This is a genomic window from Streptomyces sp. NPDC104371, from assembly GCF_055583785.1.
Genome location: NZ_JBVJNF010000005.1, coordinates 494,305 through 514,110, shown reverse-complemented (window position 1 = coordinate 514,110; position 19,806 = coordinate 494,305). Strand labels below are relative to the sequence as shown.

The window sequence follows — 19,806 nt, the reverse complement described above, 5'->3', positions numbered from 1 at the left end:
GGTCAGGCCGCGCTGAACGCGAGCCGGTCGCCGACGAGGATCGCCTCGTGCAACTCCTTGAGCGCACGGCAGGGTTCGATACCGATCTCCTCGTTCAGATGCCGGGAGGCGAGCCGGTACACCTGGAGCGCCTCGGCCTGGCGGTCGCAGCGGTACAGAGCCGTCATCAGCAACTGGTAGAACGTCTCGCGCAAGGGGTACTTGACCACCAGGCTCTGCAAGTGGCCCACCACCTGCCGATGGCGGCCGAGCGCCAGGCTGGCCTCCATCATCAGTTCGAGGCACTCGAGCCGGGTCTCCTCCAGCCAGGCGGCGTGCGCGAACAGCACGGGCCCTTCGATGAGTTCACCGAGCGCGGGCCCGCGCCACAGCTCCAGGGCCTTGGCGCAGGCGTCGACGACCCCCTCATGACGGCCTTCGCGGTAGCTCGTCCGGGCGCGGTCGACCAGCGCGAGGAACTCGTCCGCGTCGACCTCGCCGCGCTCGGTGCGCAGCAGATACCCGCCCTGGCGCGTCACGACGGGGCTGTCCCCGTTCTCCTTGCGGGGCAGGCCCTTGCGGATCTGGGAGACATAGACGTGTAAGGCGGCGGTGGCCCGGCGCGGGGCCGCGCCGTTCCACAGCTCGCTGATCAGTTCATCGGTGGAGACGACCTGGCCCGCCCTGACCAGGAGAACAGCCAGAAGTGTCTCCGCCTTGCGGCCCATGGCCACCGATTCGCCCATGGCGTCGTCGACCACATGCAGGGAGCCCAGCATCTCGTACCGCATCACTAATTTCCCCCATGTCAGCTCTGCGTCCTGTGCTGGCAGCCTATGCAGGGCAGAGGCGCGAGATGGGCTGCGAGCGCCCCCTACCGTTACCCCTATCACCCCTAATTCCTGCAAAGGTGAACCAAGTTCTTCGCAAGGCTGACCCAAGACATGGTCAAATCGCTGGCGCTTACGGGAAATCGAGGACTGTAGGCATCCAGCCAACCGCAGAACGTAACGTCTGCTTCCGGATTCGGCATCAACGCATCTCGCAAACAGTGCGGGGGACGTAGCCGATTGCTACGATCGCGCCATGGCAGGCATCAGTACGTTTGGGGAGTCAGGCCTACGTCAACGCCTGGCACTCGCCCGTCACTCCGCCCTCGGCAGGGCGGCCCTCCACCTCACCGCCGAGCGGGACCTCGAGAACATCGCCGTCAGCGGCATCGCGACCCAAGTCGGCGTCTCTCCCCGGAAGTTCGACAACCGTTTCCCCAACAAGGAGGACCGATCGGCTCGCTAGTGCACTATCGCGCCACGAAGGTGGAGAAGACGCCGCCCGCCGTCACTGTCACCGCACCGCTCCTGACGCCGTCGGCCCATGCCGTCACCGCCCGCGTTCCCGGCCACGGTGACAAGGAATCGGCCAACCCGTGGTGTCGGCAGGACGGCCGCCCGAGGAGACACCGGCCGTGGCCGCGGCACGGACGCCCCTGCCGCGGACGATCACGGCATCCCTGATCGCCACGTTGCGCCTTGACGCCGACCGTTCGACCACATCCCGGTCCGAGTACGGTCGCAGTCGGCCTGTGGTCCACGAGAACAACCGATACGGAAAGAGCTTGGCCACACCGTAAGTTTCACGACCCGGGGGGGGAAGTATGATCGCGAAGCTGATCGGCAAGGAAGCGGACATGGAGCGGCTGGACTCCGCGTTCGCCCGCGTCACACGAGGCGTCGGAAGTCTGTTCCTGGTCCAGGGACCGCCCGGCTGCGGCAAGAGCACGCTGCTGGACTCCGCCGTGGAACGGGCGCGGGCCCGAGGAGCAACCGCCCACCGTCTCTACACGCTTGCCCGCACTTCCGGTCAGTCCCTGGACGCGCTGCGCGAACTCGCCGAGCTCCCGGACCTGTCGGCCGAGGCCCGGGACCGCCTCGGGCGCGCCCTCGACAAGAACGCTTCCCCGCAGGCTTCGGCCGCCGTCCGACGTGCCGCCCTCGCTTGCTTCGTCGAACTGGTAAGCGGTGGTCCGGCGGTCATCGCGCTCGACGACATCGACGACATGGACCGGGCGTCCCTGGACGTGCTGCTCCACGTGGTGCACCAACTGCGCGACGACGCCGTCGTCTTCCTGCTGTCCGCCTGCACCTTCGACCTCCCGCACGCCCGGTACTCCCGGAACAGCCTGCTGCGCCTGCCCTGGGCCGACCACATCCGGCTGCGCCGCTGGGGACGCGGTGAGGTGGCCATGGCGCTGGCCCACTGCACGGGCCGGTCCGCCCCGCGATCGCTGGTCGACAAGTTCCTCGCGATCACCAACGGCAACCCCGTACTCGTACAGGCCGCCGTCGAGGACCACCGCGACCTGTCAGGCGGCGAGCCGACCGGTGCGGGCCCCTTGCGCCCCCAGGTCGGGGGCGCGTTCGACCAGGCCTTCCTGGCCTGTGTACGGCGCGCGGGGAGCTTCGCGCAGAGCGTCGCCGTCGCCCTGGCCGTACTCGGCGCCGACGCCTCGCTGCCACTGCTCGCGCTCCTGCTGTCGGCCCCCAAGGCGGCCGTCGCCAAGAGCCTGCAGACCCTGGAGGACGGCGGTCTCGTCCGCGGCCTCCACTTCTCGCACAGCGCGGCGGCCACCCTGATCCTGGACGACGCCGATCCGGAGCTGTGCGCCCAACTCCACGGCCGGACCGCTCAGTTGCTGCACAACAAGGGCGCGGACGCCGCGGCGGCCGGGCACCTGGTCCGGTCCGGCGCCCTCGACGCCGACTGGCAGTTGCCCGTACTGGAGGCCGCCGCCCAGCGGGCCCTCGAACGCGACGACGCCCACACCGCACTGGAGTTACTCGACTTCGCGTTACGCGCGTGGACCGACGAGCGCGCGCGGTCCCGGCTCGCCGCGCGCCTCGCCGTCGTCGCCTCGCGCGTCGACCCGGCCGCCGCCGAGGAGCATCTGACCGTGGCCGTGTCCGCCGCGCTCGCCGGCTCCTCCTTCACCGCGGACAGCGAACTCCTCGTCAACTCCCTGCTGTTGAACGGCCGGGCCGAGGACGCGCTGAACGTTCTGGGCCTCAAGGACGAGCGGCCGGCCGTCAGCAGGATCAAGACGCACGCGGCCACCATGTGGTCGGCCCTGGTCGGCCTGCCGCACACCAAGACCACGGAGGAGGACGACTCGGGTGCGCTGCCGCTCGGCGAACCGGCGTTGCTCGTCGCCACACCGCTGTGGTCGCCCGGTGGTCTGCCGCAGGCCGAAGCCGCCGCACGGCTCCTGGAGACCAGCCCGCTCACCGACGCCCTGATCCCCGCCCTCGCCAACGCGATCAAGGTGCTCACCTTCACCGACCGGGTCGCCGAAGCGCGGGAGTGGGCCCACCGGCTGCTCCAGGAGGCGGAGTACCGCAACGTGGTCGGCTGGGAACTCATCTTCCTCGTCCTGCAAGCGGAGATCGCGCTGTTCCAGGGCAATCTGCCGGTGGCGCAGTCCCTGGCGGCCCGCGTCGCGCAGGAGTCACCCACCAGCATGATCGGCGTGGGCGCGCGCTCGCTGCAGATCCTCGCGCACACCGGCATGGGGCAGTACGTGGCCGCCTCACATCTCCTCGACCAGCCCATGCCCTCCCATCTCTTCGGCACCGTCAACGGCTTGGGATACCTCTCCGCGCGTGGCCGGTTCTATCTCGCCACAGGCAGTCTGCACGAAGCCCTGGACGACTTCCGCTCCATCGGCCGCCTGGCGGCCAGTTGGGGCATCGACAACCCCGCCCTGCTGCCCTGGCGGCTGGTCGCCGCCGAGGCCGCGCTACGGGTGGGCGAGCGCGAGCACGCCGAGCACCTCCTCACCGAACAGGCGAAGGCGGGGTCGACCGCCAACTCCCGTACGTCCGGAGCCATTCTGCGGCTGCGCGCCGAGATGGCCCACCCCGGTGCCCGCCCGCCCCTGCTCTACCGCGCCATCGAGTTGCTCCAGCTCTCCGGCGACCGGTACGAACTGGCCCGCGCCTACGTCTGCTTCACCCAGACCTTCGAGCAACTCAACCTGCGCCAGCGCGCCGTGGCCATGCGGCAGGCGGCCTCCGCGCTGGCCGACGAATGCCATGCGCTGCCGCTGAAGCAGGAGTTGCGCTCCCAGGGCGCCATCCCTCAGCAACGCACCCCCGGACCCGCCTGGCCGGGGCCGCCGTCGACCACCCCGTCCGAACTGAGCACCTCCGAACTGCGCGTCGCCGTCCTGGCATCGCGCGGCCTGACCAACCGTGAGATCTCCGCCACCCTGTTCATCACGGTCAGCACGGTGGAACAGCATCTGACCCGCGTGTACCGGAAGCTCGGCATCTCCCGACGCGAGGACCTCGCACTGAATCTTCCCGAGAGCGCCTGAACCCTCCTCTTCTCCTGGGCTGTCGTGACCGAGCACGCCGGGCTGTGACGGGGCTCCGCGCCCCGCCACGGCCGCTCGCGGCACTCACCTCACTCGGACACCCGGCCCAGTTCGTTGTCGATGAAGCTCAGCAGTTCCTCCGCCGAGGCGTCGCTGATGCGCGCCGCTCCTGAGGTGGCGTCCGCCGCGCTCTCCAAGGACAGCAGCAGCCGTCGCAGCCGGGCCTCGACCGCTCCCCTCACCTCGCTGTCCGCGCCCAGCACGGCGAGTTCCTCATCCAAGCGGTCCAGGTCGGCCAGCACCCCGGCCCCGGGCGCTTCCTGCCGCGCCTCCGGTTCGCCCAGCTCGGCGAGCAGATGCCGGGCGAGCCGTTCGGGGTCGGGCTGGTCGAAGACCAGGGTGGTGGGGAGCTTCAGGCCCGTGACCCGGTTGAGCCGGTTGCGGAACTCCACCGCCGTGAGCGAGTCGAAGCCCGCCTCCGTGAACGACCGCGTGGGCTCGAACGCCGCGGCGCCCTGATGCCCGAGCGCCTCGGCCGCGGTGGAGCAGACCAGTTCCAGTACGGCCCCGTACCGCTCCTGGTCGTCGAGACCGGTCAGCCGCTGGGCGAAGGAGGCGGGCGCCGCCTGCGCGACCGCCGCCCGCGCGGGCCCGGTCCGCACCAGCGAGCGCAGCGGCGGCGCAAGGCTCCCGCCGCGGGCCTGTGTGGTGAGGGCGGCCGTGTCGAAGACCGCGGCCACCACGGCGGCGGCCCCGTCGGCCAGCCCCTGGTCGAACAGCGCGAGCCCCCGCTCGGCGGTGAGCGGGACGATGCCGCTGCGCCGTAGCCGCTGGAGTTCGGCCGCGCCCAGCTTGCCCGTCATGGCGCCGCCCTGGTCCCACAGACCCCAGATGAGCGAGGTCGCGGGCAGCCCCAGACCGCGACGGTGGGCGGCCAGCGCGTCCAGGAAGGTGTTGGCGGCGGCGTAGTTGGCCTGCCCCGGGTTGCCGACCAGACCGGCCACGGACGAGAACAGGACGAAGGCGCTGAGATCGAGGTCCTTCGTCAGCTCGTGCAGATGCCAGGCGGCGTCCGTCTTGGGCGCGAGGACGGCCGTCAGCTCGTCGTCCGTCATCGCCGTGAGCGTGGTGTCACGCAGGACGCCCGCGGTGTGGATGACGGCGGTGAGGGGGTGGGTGTCGGGGATGGTGTCGAGGAGTGTGGCTACGGCGTCTCGGTCGGCGGTGTCGCAGGCGGTGATGGTGACCGTGGCGCCGAGGTCGGTGAGTTCGGCGTGCAACTCTGCGGCGCCTTCGGCGTTCGGTCCGCGTCGGCTGGTCAGGAGCAGATGACGTACGCCGTGCTCGGTGACCAGATGGCGGGCGGTGAGGGCACCCAGGGCTCCGGTGCCGCCGGTGATCAGGACCGTCCCCTCCGCCGGGAACGCGAAGGGTTCCGCTCCGCCCGGGTCCACGGTCACCACCCGAGGCAGGAGCAACTTGCCGTCGCACAGGGCGAGTTCACTCTCGTTCGCGTGCAGCGCCGTCGGCAGCGCGCGCAGCGACCGCTCGTCGTCGTCCACGTCGGCCAGGACCACCCGGCCTCCGCTCTCGGTCCGGGCACCGCGCATCAGCCCCCAGACGGGGGCGTGCGTCAGATCCGACGGGGCCCGACCGTCCACCTCGATCGCCCCGGACGTGACGACGGCCAGCGTCGACTCGGCCAACCGTGGCTCGCCCAGCCACAGTTGGACCTCCCGCAGCAACCGCCGGGCCGTGGCCGTCACCGCCGCCGGTCCCTCCTCCGCACCAGGAGCCGACGCACAGTCCATCAGCACCAGTTCCGGTACGTCCGCGCCGCCGTCCAGAGCCACTACGAGGTCCGCGAGGCCGGTGTACCGCGCGAGACCGTCGCCCCAGCCGGTCGGCCGGTCCGCCCCGCCGACCAGTACGGCCGAGGCGCCGAAGTCACCTGTCGTCGGCAGCGGGGCTTCCGTCCAGGAGACCCGACGGAGCGTGGTCCCACCGCGCGCCGCCGCCGCGAGCAGCGACGGATCCGCCTCTCGCGTCTCCAACTGCTCGACGGTGACGACCGGTTGGCCGGACGAGTCCATGGCCCGCAGAGTGATCACGCCGTGGGCGTCACGGGTGAGCCGGATACGCAAGGCGGTGGCCTGCACGGCGTGCACCGTGACACCGCCGAAGGAGAAGGGGATGCTCGGGGGCCGACCCTCGCCGTCGCGCTCCGTCAGGAGGGGATGCAGCGCCGCGTCCAGGAGCGCCGGGTGGAGCAGATACGCCGCCGGGTCCGCGGCGTCGGACAGGCCGACCTCCGCGTAGAGGTCGTCACCCTGCCGCCAGACGCGCTCCAGCCCCTGGAAGAAGGGGCCGTACTCATAGCCCGCGTCGGCGAGGGCGGGATAGAACTCGTCCACGCCGACCGGTCGGCCGCCCGCGGGCGGCCAGGCCGACGGGAACCCGGCGGGAGTCGCGGGAGCGTCGGTGAGCGTACCCGTCGCATGCCGGATCCACGGGGCCTCGGCATCGCCCTCCTCCCGTCGGGAGTGGATCTCGACGGTGTGGGCCGAGCTGTCCGCCGGGGTGAGGGTCACCTGGATCTGGACGGGTGTGTCCGGTGGGAGGACGAGCGGGGCTTCGAGGGTGAGGTCTTCCAGGTGCGGGGTGTCGTGCAAGTTCCCTGCGTGCAGAGCGAGTTCGAGGAACGCGGTGCCGGGGAGCAGCACCGTGCCGGTGATGCTGTGGTCGGCCAGCCAGGGGTGGGTGCGCAGGGAGACGCGTCCGGTGAGGACGGCACCGCGACCGCCCGCGAGGTGAATGCTCGACGCGAGCAGCTCGTGCGGAAGCGCGCGCTGCCCCAGCGAGGTGGCGTCCGTCGGACCGCCGGGGGCGCCGTGGAGCCAGTAGGGGTGGTGCTGGAAGGGGTAGGTGGGGAGGTCGGGGAGCTGGTGGGTGGGGGCTTCGGGGTGGGTGGTCGGTGGTGGTGTGGCGGTGGTGAGGTCGAGGTGGGTGAGGGTGGTGAGGGCGTGCTCGGGTTCGGGGTGGCGGCGGTCGAGGAGGGCGCCGTACCAGAGGGTGGTTCCGGTGCCGGTGTCCGTGGTGTCCTCGGCGGGCGGGATGTGCTGGGTGAGGGTGGTCAGGACCGGGTCGGGGCCCGCTTCGAGGAAGTGAGTGGTCTCCGCCTTGTGCAGCGTGCGGACGACATCCACATAGCGGACAGTGGAGCGCAGGTGGCGGCTCCAGTAGGCCGGATCGGCGAGGAGTTCGCGTGTGGCCCAGGTGCCGGTGACGTCGGAGACGAGGGGGATGGCGGGGTCGTGGAAGGTGACCTGCGCCGCCGCCTGCTCGAAGTCGGCCAGGATCGGGTCCATGTGGGGCGAGTGGGACGCGTGGCTGATGACCAGCCGACGGGTCTTACGGCCCTGGGCCCGGAAGACGCGGGCTGCTTCCTCGGCGGCCTCCGCGTCACCGGAGACGACGGTGGATGTGGGGTGGTTCAGCGCCGCGATCGTCAGGTCACCGCCGACCTGTTCCAGAACGGTGAGAACCTCCTCCTCCCCCGCCTGCAAGGCGATCATGGCGCCGCCCGTGGGGGCCTGCTGCATGAGCCGGCCGCGCGCGGCGACCAGGTGGGCGGCGTCGGGGAGGCTGAGCACGCCCGCGCAGTGAGCGGCGGCGAGCATACCGACGGAGTGCCCGGCCAGCGCGTGCGGAGTGACTCCGTGGGCCTCGGCGAGGCGGAACAGGGCGACCTGCACGGCGAACAGCGCGGGCTGCGTGTACTCGGTCTGGTCGAGCAGGGCGGCCTCAGGGGTGCCCGGCTCGGCGAAGACCACAGAGGTCAGGGGCCGGGTGAGGTGTTCCTCAAGGGCCTCGCAGGCTTCGTCGAACGCGGCGGCGAACACCGGTGAGGCAGCGCGGAGTTCGCGGCCCATGCCGATTCGTTGCCCGCCCTGGCCGGTGAACAGGACGGCGGTACGTGCCGGACTGCTCCCTGCGGTGGCGGTGATGACGCCGGGCCCTTCGCCCAGGGTGGCCAACTGGTGCAGGGCGCTGGTCAGCTCCTCACGGGTCGTGCCGATGACGGCGGCGCGGTGCTCGAAGCGAGTCCGGCGCTCCAGGGCAGCGGCGACAGCCACCGGCTCGGTGTCGGGCCGGTCCGTGAGGTGGTGGTGCAGACGTGCGGCTTGCTCCCGCAGAGCTTCGGGAGTCTTCGCGGAGAGGGTCCACGCCATCGGCAGCCCACTGTCGTCCCCACTCATGGGAGCCATCTCGGGCTGGACGGGGGCCTGTTCGATGATGACGTGGGCGTTGGTGCCACTGATCCCGAAGGAGGACACAGCGGCTCGTCGGGGCGTCTCGCCCTCCGGCCACGGACGGGACTCGGTGAGCAGCCGTACCTGCCCCGACTCCCAGTCGACGTGAGGGCTGGGTGTGTCGGCGTGGAGGGTCACGGGCAGGGTGCGCTCCTGTAGCGCCATCACCATCTTGATGATCCCGGCCACTCCGGCCGCGGCAAGCGTGTGGCCGATGTTGGACTTCAACGAGCCCAGCCACAACGGGCGTTCGCTGTCGCGCCGCTGCCCGTAGGTGGCGAGCAACGCCCCGGCCTCGATGGGATCACCGAGACGGGTACCGGTTCCGTGTGCCTCCACCACGTCCACATCGGCGGGGCTGAGCCGCGCGTTGGCCAGCGCCTGCCGGATGACCCGCTCCTGTGCGGGCCCGTTGGGCGCCGTCAGACCGTTGCTGGCCCCGTCCTGGTTGATCGCACTGCCCCGGACCACGGCCAGGACCCGGTGCCCGAGCCGCTGTGCGTCCGACAACCGCTCCACGACCAGAAGTCCCACACCCTCGCCCCAGCCGGTACCGTCGGCGTCGGCGGAGAACGCCTTGCAGCGCCCGTCCGGCGAGAGCGCGCGCTGTCGGCTGAACTCCACGAAGTTCGTCGGCCCGGCCATGACGGTGACACCGCCGGCCAGGGCCATGTCGCACTCACCCTGGCGCAGCGCCTGCACCGCGAAGTGCAGCGCGACCAGGGAGGACGAACAGGCCGTGTCCACGGACACCGCCGGACCCTCGAGGCCCAGCGCGTAGGCCACCCGACCCGAGGCGACGCTCGTGGTCGTACCTGTGGACACGTATCCCTCGACATCTGGCGGCAGTTGACCCAGGCGCGTCACATAGTCGCTGGTGATGACGCCCGTGTAGACACCGGTCCGGCTGCCGCGCAGCGACGCCGGGTCCAGTCCGGCCCGCTCCAGCGCCTCCCACGCCGTCTCCAGCAGCAACCGCTGCTGCGGATCCATCGCCAACGCCTCACGCGGCGAGATCCCGAAGAACTCCGCGTCGAAACCTGCCGCGTCCGACAGGAACCCACCCTGCCGCGTGTACGACGTTCCCACCGCCTCCGGATCCGGATCGAACAACCCCTCCAGGTCCCACCCACGATCCGACGGGAACTCACCGACCGCGTCGACACCGTCGACGACCAGTCGCCACAGCTCCTCCGGCGACCCGACCCCGGCGGGGAAGCGACATCCCATCCCCACGATGGCGATCGGCTCGTCGGCCAGGGAGGTCGCAGACGTGGTCGTGGTCGAAGCCATCGCTGAGGTCGAGGTCGCCGGGTGTTCGGCAGTGGCTTCGTCCTCGCCCACCAACGTGGTGTGCAGATAGGCGGCGAGCACGGCGGGCGTGGGGTGGTCGAAGACCAGCGTGGCGGGCAGCCGCTGTCCGGACCTGGTGTTCAGGCGGTTGCGCAGTTCCACACCGCTGAGGGAGTCGAATCCAATCTCTCTGAAGGCGCGTTCGGGATCCACGGCCGACCGGTCCGCGTGGCCGAGCACCGCAGCCGCCTCGCCGCACACCAGCTCGGTCAGGTGCCGTATCCGTTCCTCCCGGCCGAGCGCCGCGAGTTCCTGAGCGAGCCCGCCCTTCGCCTCACTACGAGCGACCGCGCGCCGCGGCGCGATCTGCCGGAGGAGCCGCTGGAACAGCGGTGGCCGACCGTTGGTGGTCCAGTGTGCCGTCAGGCGTTTACGGTCGATACGGACCGGCACGAGTGACGTGTGCGGCCCGTCCAGTCCGGCGTCGAACGCGGCCAGCCCCTCGTCGTCGGAGAGCGGGACCACCCCGGTGGCCGCGATGCGCTCCCGTTCGCGCGCGGTGAGGCCGCCCGCCATGCCGTCCTGCGCTTCCCACGGGCCCCAGGCCAGGGACGTACCGGCGAGACCGCCTGCGCGCCGACGCCGAGCGAGCGCGTCCAAGTAGGCGTTCGCGGCACCGTAGTTGGCCTGCCCCGGGTTACCCAGCACGCCCGCGACGGACGAGAACAGGACGAAGGCGGACAGGTCCAGGTGCTGGGTGAGTTCGTGCAGATGCCAGGCCGCGTCCGCCTTGGGTCGCAGCACAGCCTCTAGCTGACTTGCCGTCAGGGAGTCGAGCGCGGCGTCCTCGAGCGTGCCTGCGGTGTGGATGACGGCGGTGAGTGGGTGTGCGTCGGGGATCTCCGCGAGCACGGCGGCGACAGCCGGGCGGTCCGCGACATCACAGGCGGTTACGGTGACCTCGGCACCGAGCTGCGCGAGTTCGCGCACCAGGACGTCGGCCCCCGGCGCCTCGGGCCCCCGGCGGCTGATCAGCCGGATGTGCCGGGCGCCGTGGACCTCGGCGAGATGACGAGCCACGCGCCGCGCCAGGGCCCCGCTGCCCCCGGTGATCAACACCGTACCGTCCGGGTCGAGTCGGGTCGGCAGCGTCAGCGCGGCCTTGCCGATGAGCCGCCCCTGCCCGAGCGACCGGAACGCCTCCGGCGCCTGGCGTACGTCCCAGGCGCGCACGGGCAGCGGTCGCAGCACACCGTCCTCGAAGAGGTGTCGCAGTTCGGCGAGCATCTCTTGGATGCGGTCGGGTCCCGCCTCCATCATGTCGAACGCCTGGTAACGGACGCCCGGTTGGGCCTCGGCCACCTCGTGGGGGTCCCGGATGTCCGCCTTGCCCATCTCCAGGAACCGGCCGCCGCGCGGCAGCAGCCGCAGCGAGGCGTCCACGAACTCCCCGGCGAGCGAGTCCAGTACGAGGTCCACACCGCGGCCGTCGGTGGCGCGCAGCACCCGCTCCTCGAACTCCAGGGTGCGCGAATCAGCGAGATGGTCGTCGTCGAAGCCGAGCCCGCGCAGTGTCTCCCACTTGCCCATGCTGGCCGTACCGTAGATCTCGGCGCCGAAGTGGCGGCCGAGTTGGACGGCCGCCATCCCGACGCCACCCGCGGCGGCATGGACTAGTGCGGTCTCTCCGGCGCGCAGACCGCCGAGGTCGGCGAGCGCGTAGTAGGCGGTGAGGAACACCACGGGCGTGGTGGCCGCCTGGGCGTACGTCCATCCGCTCGGCACGGTGGTGAGCAGCCGTCGGTCGGTGACCGCGACAGGTCCCGCTCCCTCGGTGAACAGGCCCATGACCCGGTCCCCCGGGGCCAGCCCGGTAACCTCGGGCCCGCACTCCAGCACCACGCCCGCGCCTTCGCTGCCGAGCGGTGCCTCGCCGGGGTAACTGCCGAGAGCGATCAGCACATCCCGGAAGTTGAGGCCGACGGCCCGTACGGACACCCGTACTTCGGTCCCGGACAGTTCACGGAGCGCGGTGGGCGCGGGGGCCAGGGTCAGGCCCTCCAGGGTTCCCTGGCCACTGCTGCCGAGCTTCCAGGACGGCGCGTCTTCGGGGAGCGCCAGCGCCGTAGCGGAGTCGGCGGGGGCGAGCCGGTTGCCGTACACCGTGCCTTGCCGGACGGCGAGTTGGGGCTCGTCGGTAGCAAGTACGGCTGCCAGAAGGTCTGATGAGATCTGCTGTCCGTCGGTGTCCAGGAGGACGACACACCCTGGGTGCTCCGACTGTGCGGTGCGGACCAGGCCCCAGACCGCCGCACTCGTCAGGTCTCGCACGTCCTCGCCCGCGCCGACACCGACGGCACCTTCGGTACGGATGACCAACCGCACGTCGTGCAGCCTGGGTTCGGTGAACCACTGCTGAAGGAAGTCCAGCGTCTTGAGCAGATGGTCGTGCAGGCCCGTGACCGGCTCGTCGCCGCGCTCGGGCCGGGACACCACGAAGACCGTGTCCGGGATCTCCGCCGCCTCGGCGAGCGCGGCCACCGAGCGGTGGACGGGCAGATGCGCCAGATCAGCGGGGACACCGCCACCAGCGATGTCGAGCACGGCCCACTGTCGGTCGACCGTCGACTCTCCGGCCTCGTCCCGGTCTTCGAGGGCGATCGCCGACCAGTCCACATGGAACAGCACGTCGTTCCCGGACCCGACCGGCTCCTTCAACTGGTCGGCGGAGAACTCCCGGAGCGTCAGACTCTCCACCGTGATGACGGCGTTCCCCGCCGGATCGACCGCTCGCAGACCGATGGTGCCGTCGTCCGTACGGAAGAGACGCGTGCGCAGAGCCGTCGCCTCGGTGGCGCGCAGGGTGATCCCCGCGAAGTTGTACGGCAGTTGAGGCGTGAAGTCGCCGTCGGCGTCCAGTGCTTCGACCAGGAGCGGGTGCAGTGCCGCGTCGAGCAGCGCCGGGTGGATCGCGTGATCGGCCACCGCCACGTCGTCCGCGAGGGCGACCGTCGCGTACGTGTCACCGTCGTGACGCCAGGTCCGGCCGAGGTTCTGGAACGCCGGACCGTAGGCGTACTCGTGCTCGGCCAGGGTCTCGTACAGACCGGAGCGGGTTCGCTCAGTCGCTCCTGCGGGCGGCCAAGTGGCACCCTGCGTGTCGGCCTCGGTCTCGGCCTCGGCTGAAGGAGGCACGGGGGCGCTGAGTCTGCCCGACGCATGCAGGGTCCAACTCCCCGACAACTCGTCGTCGTGCGACGCCTCTTGGGAGTGGATGGTCAGGGGGCGCGTGCCGTCTGCCTCGGGGGCGGCGATGGTGATCTGCATCTGGCGGTACGCCGTGGAGAGACGCAGGGGGGCGTGCAGGGTGAGGTCCTCGATGCCTCCCGCGTCGACCTGCCGACAGGCGGTGAGCGCGAGGTCGACGAAGGCGGTCGCGGGCAGCACGGGGGTGCCCGCGATGGTGTGGTCGGCGAGCCAGGGGTCAGTGGTGAGAGAGCAGCCGCCCGTGAGGATGTGCGTGTCCGTGTCGGCGAGTTGCAGGACGCCGGTGATGAACGGGTGGGTGAGGTTCGCATTGCCGTGGGGCTGGGCGCTGCGAGGGGTGGGGTTGAGCCAGTAGGGGTGGTGTTGGAAGGGGTAGGTGGGGAGGTCGGGGAGGCTGGGCAGTTGGTGGGTGGTGGGTTGGGGGTCGGTGGTGAGGGCGTACTGGGTGAGGGCGGTGGTGGTGTGTTCGGGTTCGGGGTGGCCTCGGTCGAGGAGGGCGCCGTACCAGGGGGTGTCTTCGGTGTCCGGTGTCTGTTGGGTGAGGGTGGTGAGGACGGGGTCGGGGCCTGCTTCGAGGTAGTGGGTGATGTGGGTGTGCTGGAGGGTGTGGGTGACGTCGAGGTAGCGGACGGTGGAGCGGATGTGGCGGGCCCAGTAGGCGGGGTCGGTGAGTTGTTCGGGGGTGGTCCAGGTGCCGGTGACGTCGGAGACGAGGGGGATGGTCGGCGCGTGGAAGGTGAGCTGTGCCGCGGCTTGTTCGAACTCGGCCAGGACCGGGTCCATGTGGGGGGAGTGGAAGGCGTGGCTGACCGTGAGGGCGCGGGTCTTGTGGCCGTGTTCTTCGAGCTGCCGGGCGATGTCGTGAGCGGTGTCGTGGTCACCGGAGATCACCAGCGCGTTCGGGCTGTTGAGGGCCGCCAGGCTTACGTGCTCCTCCCGGCCGTCGAGCAGGGGGCGTATGTCGTCCTCGGTGGCCTGGACAGAGATCATGGCACCGCCTGCGGGTGCCTGCTGCATCAATCGTCCGCGTGCGGCGACCAGGTGGGCGGCGTCGGGCAGGCTGAGTACGCCCGCGCAGTGAGCGGCGGCGAGCATACCGACGGAGTGCCCGGCCAGCGCGTGCGGAGTGAGCCCGTGGGCCTCGGCGAGACGGAACAGGGCGACCTGTACGGCGAAGAGTGCGGGCTGCGTGTACTCGGTCTGGTCGAGCAGTTCGGCTTCCGGGCTGCCGGGCTCGGCGAAGACGATCGGGGCCAGGGGCCGGGTGAGGTGCTTGTCCAGGGCTTGGCAGGCCTCGTCGAACGCTGCGGCGAACACGGGTGAGGTGGTGTGGAGTTCACGTCCCATGCCGGGGCGCTGGCTGCCCTGCCCGGTGAACAGAACGGCCGTACGCGCCGGAGCACCGCTCGCGGTCGCGGTGATGACACCCGAACCCTCGCCCACCGTGGCCAACTGCTGGAGAGCTGTGATCAGTTCCTCTCGGGTGGAACCGGTGACAGCGGCACGGTGCTCGAAGCGAGTACGACGCTCCAGAGCAGCGGCGACGGCCACCGGCTCGATGTCAGGCCGGGCGGTGAGATGCTCGTGCAGACGTACGGCCTGCTCCCGCAGCGCCTCGGGCGTCTTCGCCGACAGAGCCCACGCCACCGGCAGACCAGTACCCTCCCCGCTCTCAGGGCTGAAGTCCGGCTGGTCGGGGGCCTGTTCGATGATGACGTGGGCGTTGGTGCCGCTGATCCCGAACGAGGAGACAGCGGCCCGCCGCGGCGTCTCGCTCTCCGGCCATGGCTGGGACTCGGTGAGCAGCCGTACCTGCCCCGACTCCCAGTCGACATGAGGACTGGGAGTGTCGGCGTGGAGGGTCACGGGCAGGGTGTGTTCCCGCAGTGCCATGACCATCTTGATGATCCCGGCAACACCCGCGGCGGCCTGAGTGTGCCCGATGTTCGACTTCAACGACCCCAACCACAAGGGATGTTCAGCGTCACGCTCCTGCCCGTACGTGGCCAGCAGAGCCCCGGCCTCGATGGGATCACCCAGCCGCGTACCGGTCCCGTGAGCTTCAACCGCATCCACATCGGCAGGACCCAGCCGCGCATTGGCCAGCGCCTGCCGGATCACCCGCTCCTGAGCAGGCCCGTTCGGTGCCGTCAGACCATTGCTGGCCCCGTCCTGATTGATCGCACTACCCCGCACCACGGCCAGCACCCGATGCCCGAGCCGCTGCGCGTCCGACAGCCGCTCCACGACGAGCAGTCCTACGCCCTCGGAGAATCCCGTCCCATCGGCGTCGGCGGAGAACGCCCTGCATCGGCCGTCTGTTGACAGCCCGCGCTGGCGGCTGAACTCGATGAAGATACGCGGTGCCGCCATGACGGTGACGCCGCCGGCCAGGGCCATGTCGCATTCGCCCTGGCGCAGCGCCTGCACCGCGAGATGCAACGCGACCAGGGAGGACGAACAGGCCGTGTCCACCGACACCGCCGGACCCTCGAGGCCCAGCGCATAGGCGATACGGCCCGAGGCCACACTCGCGAGAACACCCGACCCCAGATAGCCCTCGACGTCCGCGGGCACATCGGCCACCGGAGGCGCGTAGTCACTGGCGTAGACGCCGGTGTAGACGCCGGTCCGGCTGCCGCGCAGCGAGGCCGGGTCCAGTCCGGCCCGCTCCAGCGCCTCCCAGGCCGTCTCCAGCAGCAACCGCTGCTGCGGATCCATCGCCAACGCCTCACGTGGCGAGATCCCGAAGAACTCCGCGTCGAAGCCCGTCGCGTCCGGCAGGAAGCCACCCTGCCGCGTGTACGACGTTCCCACCGCCTCCGGATCCGGATCGAACAGCCCCTCCAGATCCCACCCACGGTCCGACGGGAAGTCCCCGATCGCGTCGACACCGTCCGCGACGAGCCGCCACAACTCCTCCGGCGACCCGACCCCACCGGGGAAACGACACCCCAACCCCACGATCGCAACCGGTTCGTGGCTCTGAGCCTCGGTGTCCTGCAAGCGCCGTCGCGTCTCCTGAAGGTCGGCGGTCACACGCTTGAGATAGTCGCGGAGCTTGTCTTCGTTGGGCATCTCAGGCCATCCAATGAACTGCCGTCGGGACGTGTCCAGAAGCGAAACCCTCCGACATCGCACTAACCGAGGCCTTATCGATCTCTAAAAGGCACTCGCGCGAGCCGGGGTCAGAGCGTCGGGGTCAGAGCGAGGTAATACACACAACGGCGCCCCGGGGACGTGCATGTGACGTCTTCGGAGCGCCGAGCGTGTTTCTCCCTCTATTCCTGATCTGTTTCCGCCACCCCGAACCAGGTGTCAGCGGCCCGGCGCAGCCCCGCCTCGTCTGCCAACGGGTCGCCCGCCCAGGCCACATGGCCGTCGGGGCGTACTAGTACGGCGTCCGCGGGGATCTCCGGGACAGGCTTCACCGAGACCGTGTGCAGCCTGTTCTCCCGGCCGATCGCCACCCGCTCGGCGTCGCCGCTCCCGCTCAGGTTCAGCAGCAGTCCCCGCCCCTCGTGCAGCAACTCCGGTACGCGCACCGCGCCCGCCGGGCTCACCAGCCGCACGTGCGGCAGTCTGCGGCCCACCAGCGGTTCCGTCTCCGTGGGTACGTAGTCGACGTCCAAGCCCGCGGACAGTTCCAGCAGATGGCGATTGAAGTCGGGGTACCGGAGCATCTCGGTCACGAGGGCGCGCAGGGGCCGGACCCGGTGCGCCGGGTAGATGAGCGCCAGTTGGGCATCGGTCGCCTCGGCGGCGCGCAGGCCCTGCGGATGCCGTTCGCTGTGGTAGGTGTCCAGCAGGCCGTCGGTCGCCCACCCCTGTAGTTGTGCGGCCAACTTCCAGCCCAGGTTGGCGGCGTCCTCCAAGCACAGGTTCAGTCGGAGCCCGGCCAGTGGGTAGAAGGTGTGGGCGGCGTCTCCGACAAGGAAGACCCGGCCTTCCCGGTAGCGGTCCGCGACCCTGGTCGGTCCGCCGTACCGGCGCAGCCAGCGCACCGGCACGTCGGGGAACGCCGCGCCGTTGATCCGTTCGATCGCCGCCCGCAACTCCGCGGCGTCCGGGGGGACATCCTCGCCCGGCGCCTCGGTGTCGAACTCGGCGGTGATGATCCGGCTGACGTTCGGGCCCGTCGGCACGGCCGAGTAGATCCCGCCGCCCGGAGAGACCTTCGAGCCGCGGTGGGCCTCGGGCAGCGAGTCGTGCTCCACCTCCACGTCCGCCACCAGGCCGCAGTTGGACGCCCCGGTGCCCGGGAAGGGGATGCCGGCCAGCTCGCGCACCAGGCTCGATTCCCCGTCCGCGCCCACCAGATAGCTGCCGCGCAGCAGATACTCACCCTCGGGTCCACGCACCCGGACGTCCACCCCGTCCGCGTCCTGGGTGTACCCGATCAGCTCATGACCGCGCCGAAGCTCGGCGCCGCGCCGTACCGCCTGACGCTCCAACTGCCGTTCCACGTATTGCTGTCCGACTCGCATGGCCCTGTGCTCGCGGTCGTGGAGCGCGGCTTCGTCCAGCCAGATGAGCGAGAAGTGTGTGCCCTGTACGGGCGTGCTGTGCGGCAGCAGGTCGTTCAACAGGCCGCGCTGGTCCAGGAGTTCGACCGCCGAGAGGTTCAGCGCTTGCCCGGGTGAGTGTGCGCTCAGCTCGGGGAGCGGGTCGAGCAGGACGGTCTCTACGTTCCACAGGGCCAGTTCGTGCGCGAGCATGAGCCCGGCGGGCCCACAGCCCGCGATGATGAGGGGACCGGACATGCCTGGAGTCCTTCCTGCCCACGCCCTGGCACCGGCCGTCCGCGCGGCCCCGGCCCTTGCGTCAGGTCACTGGGAAGCGTTGAAACGAGAGGGATTCGAAACGAGAGGGACATGGCGCCCGCGGCAGCGCAGGGCACCGAACACCACTCGGCGCAGGCTAGGTACGTCGGCTAAATCTGTTCTAAACGGCCCGCCATGGCCAAGTAGCCACTCATACCCATCGATTGGCGATCACCGAGAAGCGCGCTCTCTACCTCATGCTTTAGCTGTGAGATAGGACACGATAAGGCCCGCCGTCGATCCTCGTCCGACGAGGCACCGCCCTAGGCGCACAGGCCCAGTTCGTACCTCCGGCACGGCGATCCGGAAGCGATGCGTTGACAGAAGTGTGCATCCGATACGAGAGGGAGCGCGGCACACCATGAAACAGACTCCGAACGTCATTCTGCAGGGCAGCGGACCGTCCATCCCGGACGAGGAGAGAGTCCGCTACCTGCCCGACACCACGGACACCTTCAAACTCTTCCTCGGCAACCGGTACGAGCACTACCGGTCGACCGACTCCCGCCACGCGCACGACTGCGGCCGAGACCTTCGCGTCTTCGAGTGGGTGCGCAGCACGTACGTCGCCGAGTAGCGACAGACCACCCGGGTTGTACGCCAGGACCGGCTCCCCCGGCGCCCTGATGGGCGCCGGGGCGACGGCAGTTCCGGCGACATGTCCGCCATCAGTACGACACCCTCGGCTTCGACCTGCCCCGTACGGGGAGGCCTTGCCGGGGTCAGGGCCGTACGGTCACAGCGCTCGGGTGAGGGCGGCGGCCATCTCGGTGCGGGCGCGGCGGGAGATCTCCGCGTCGGGGGCCACGTGGTCGAAGACGTGGAACGTGCCCGGGAAGTGGTGCAGTTCGACGGGTACGCCCGCGTCCAGCAGCCGCAGGGCGTACTGGTTGCCCTCGTCGCGCAGGGGGTCGTGCTCGGCGGTGACGATGTAGGCGGGCGGCAGGCCGGAGAGGTCCTCGGCGCGAGCGGGTGCCGCGTAGACCGACTCGGCGGTCGACTCGGTGCCCGCCGGGATGTAGAGGGGCCACATCTGGGCGACGGCAGCCGCGTCGAAGGCGGGTACGTCGGTGAAGGTGGCCGCCGAGCGGGTCCGCATACGGTCGTCCAGGGCGGGGCAGATGAGGAGTTGGAACGCGATGGCCGGGCCACCTCGGTCGCGGGCCAGCAGGCTCAGGGCGGCGGCGAGCCCACCGCCCGCGCTGCCGCCGACCACGGCGAGGCGGTCGGGGTCGACACCCAGCTCGGTGGCGTTCTTCACCGTCCAGCGCAGGACCTCGTAGCAGTCCTCCAGCCCGGCGGGGAAGGGGTGTTCGGGGGCCAGCCGGTAGTCGACGGAGATCACGACGAAGCCGGTCCGCCGGGCGAGGTCCAGGGCGCGCCGGTGTTCGCTGTCGACGCTGCCCATGACGAATCCGCCGCCGTGCATGTCCAGCAGAACGGGCGCGGGCGTGGGGGCGGTCGCCGGGCGGTACAGGCGGACGAGCGGGCCGCTGGTCGCCAAGTCGGTGATCTGGACGGTGTCATCGGCCGGGAGCGCCGCGACGACGGCTCGGGCCGCGGCGAGTGCGGTCTCACGGACGGCGATCGGGTCGGTGAAGTCCGTACGCGGCAAGTGGTCGGCGATCTCGACGAGTTCGGGGTCGAGCTTCATGGTGTGCCTCCAGGTATCGGTCAGTTCGACGGTCAGTAGCGGCAGATCAGGTGGCCGGTGGGTCAGGCCAGTGGTGGGTCAGGCCAGTGGTGGGTCAGGCCAGTG

At 70.6% G+C, this 19,806-nt stretch carries 7 protein-coding genes; 3 read left to right on the top strand and 4 right to left on the bottom strand.

All coding sequences use genetic code 11. The features are described 5' to 3' along the window. Positions 1 to 2: 2 nt before the first annotated feature. Entirely contained in the window at positions 3 to 770 is a 768-nt protein-coding gene (locus ACZ60T_RS19235; RefSeq protein ID WP_365623127.1) for an AfsR/SARP family transcriptional regulator, read from the bottom strand. A 295-nt stretch (positions 771 to 1,065) separates the two neighbouring features. Here ACZ60T_RS19235 and ACZ60T_RS19230 point away from each other — a divergent pair, with 295 nt between their 5' ends. Then, the gene (locus ACZ60T_RS19230; protein WP_469666961.1) at positions 1,066 to 1,275 is read left to right on the top strand and encodes a hypothetical protein; all 210 of its coding nucleotides are present in this window, start codon (positions 1,066 to 1,068) and stop codon (positions 1,273 to 1,275) included. Positions 1,276 to 1,633: 358 nt separating this feature from the next. Then, the gene (locus ACZ60T_RS19225) at positions 1,634 to 4,351 is read left to right on the top strand and encodes an AAA family ATPase (RefSeq protein ID WP_469666960.1); all 2,718 of its coding nucleotides are present in this window, start codon (positions 1,634 to 1,636) and stop codon (positions 4,349 to 4,351) included. An 89-nt stretch (positions 4,352 to 4,440) separates the two neighbouring features. Here ACZ60T_RS19225 and ACZ60T_RS19220 read toward each other — a convergent pair whose 3' ends face one another. Both ACZ60T_RS19220 and ACZ60T_RS19215 read right to left on the bottom strand, forming a co-directional pair. Continuing rightward, entirely contained in the window at positions 4,441 to 16,302 is an 11,862-nt protein-coding gene (locus ACZ60T_RS19220) for an SDR family NAD(P)-dependent oxidoreductase (protein ID WP_469666959.1), read from the bottom strand. Positions 16,303 to 16,505: 203 nt separating this feature from the next. Next, positions 16,506 to 17,987, bottom strand: coding sequence for an FAD-dependent monooxygenase (locus ACZ60T_RS19215; RefSeq protein ID WP_469666958.1), 1,482 nt, complete (start codon positions 17,985 to 17,987; stop codon positions 16,506 to 16,508). A gap of 421 nt (positions 17,988 to 18,408) precedes the next feature. Between ACZ60T_RS19215 and ACZ60T_RS19210 the strand changes: the two genes are divergently transcribed. Next, positions 18,409 to 18,624, top strand: coding sequence for a DUF5988 family protein (locus tag ACZ60T_RS19210; protein WP_365623137.1), 216 nt, complete (start codon positions 18,409 to 18,411; stop codon positions 18,622 to 18,624). Positions 18,625 to 18,783: 159 nt separating this feature from the next. On the opposite strand, the gene ACZ60T_RS19205 is transcribed toward ACZ60T_RS19210, so the two are convergent. After that, positions 18,784 to 19,701: an alpha/beta hydrolase gene (locus tag ACZ60T_RS19205; protein WP_469666957.1), complete on the bottom strand. Its 918-nt coding sequence runs from the start codon at positions 19,699 to 19,701 to the stop codon at positions 18,784 to 18,786. Between the last annotated feature and the right edge of the window lie 105 nt (positions 19,702 to 19,806).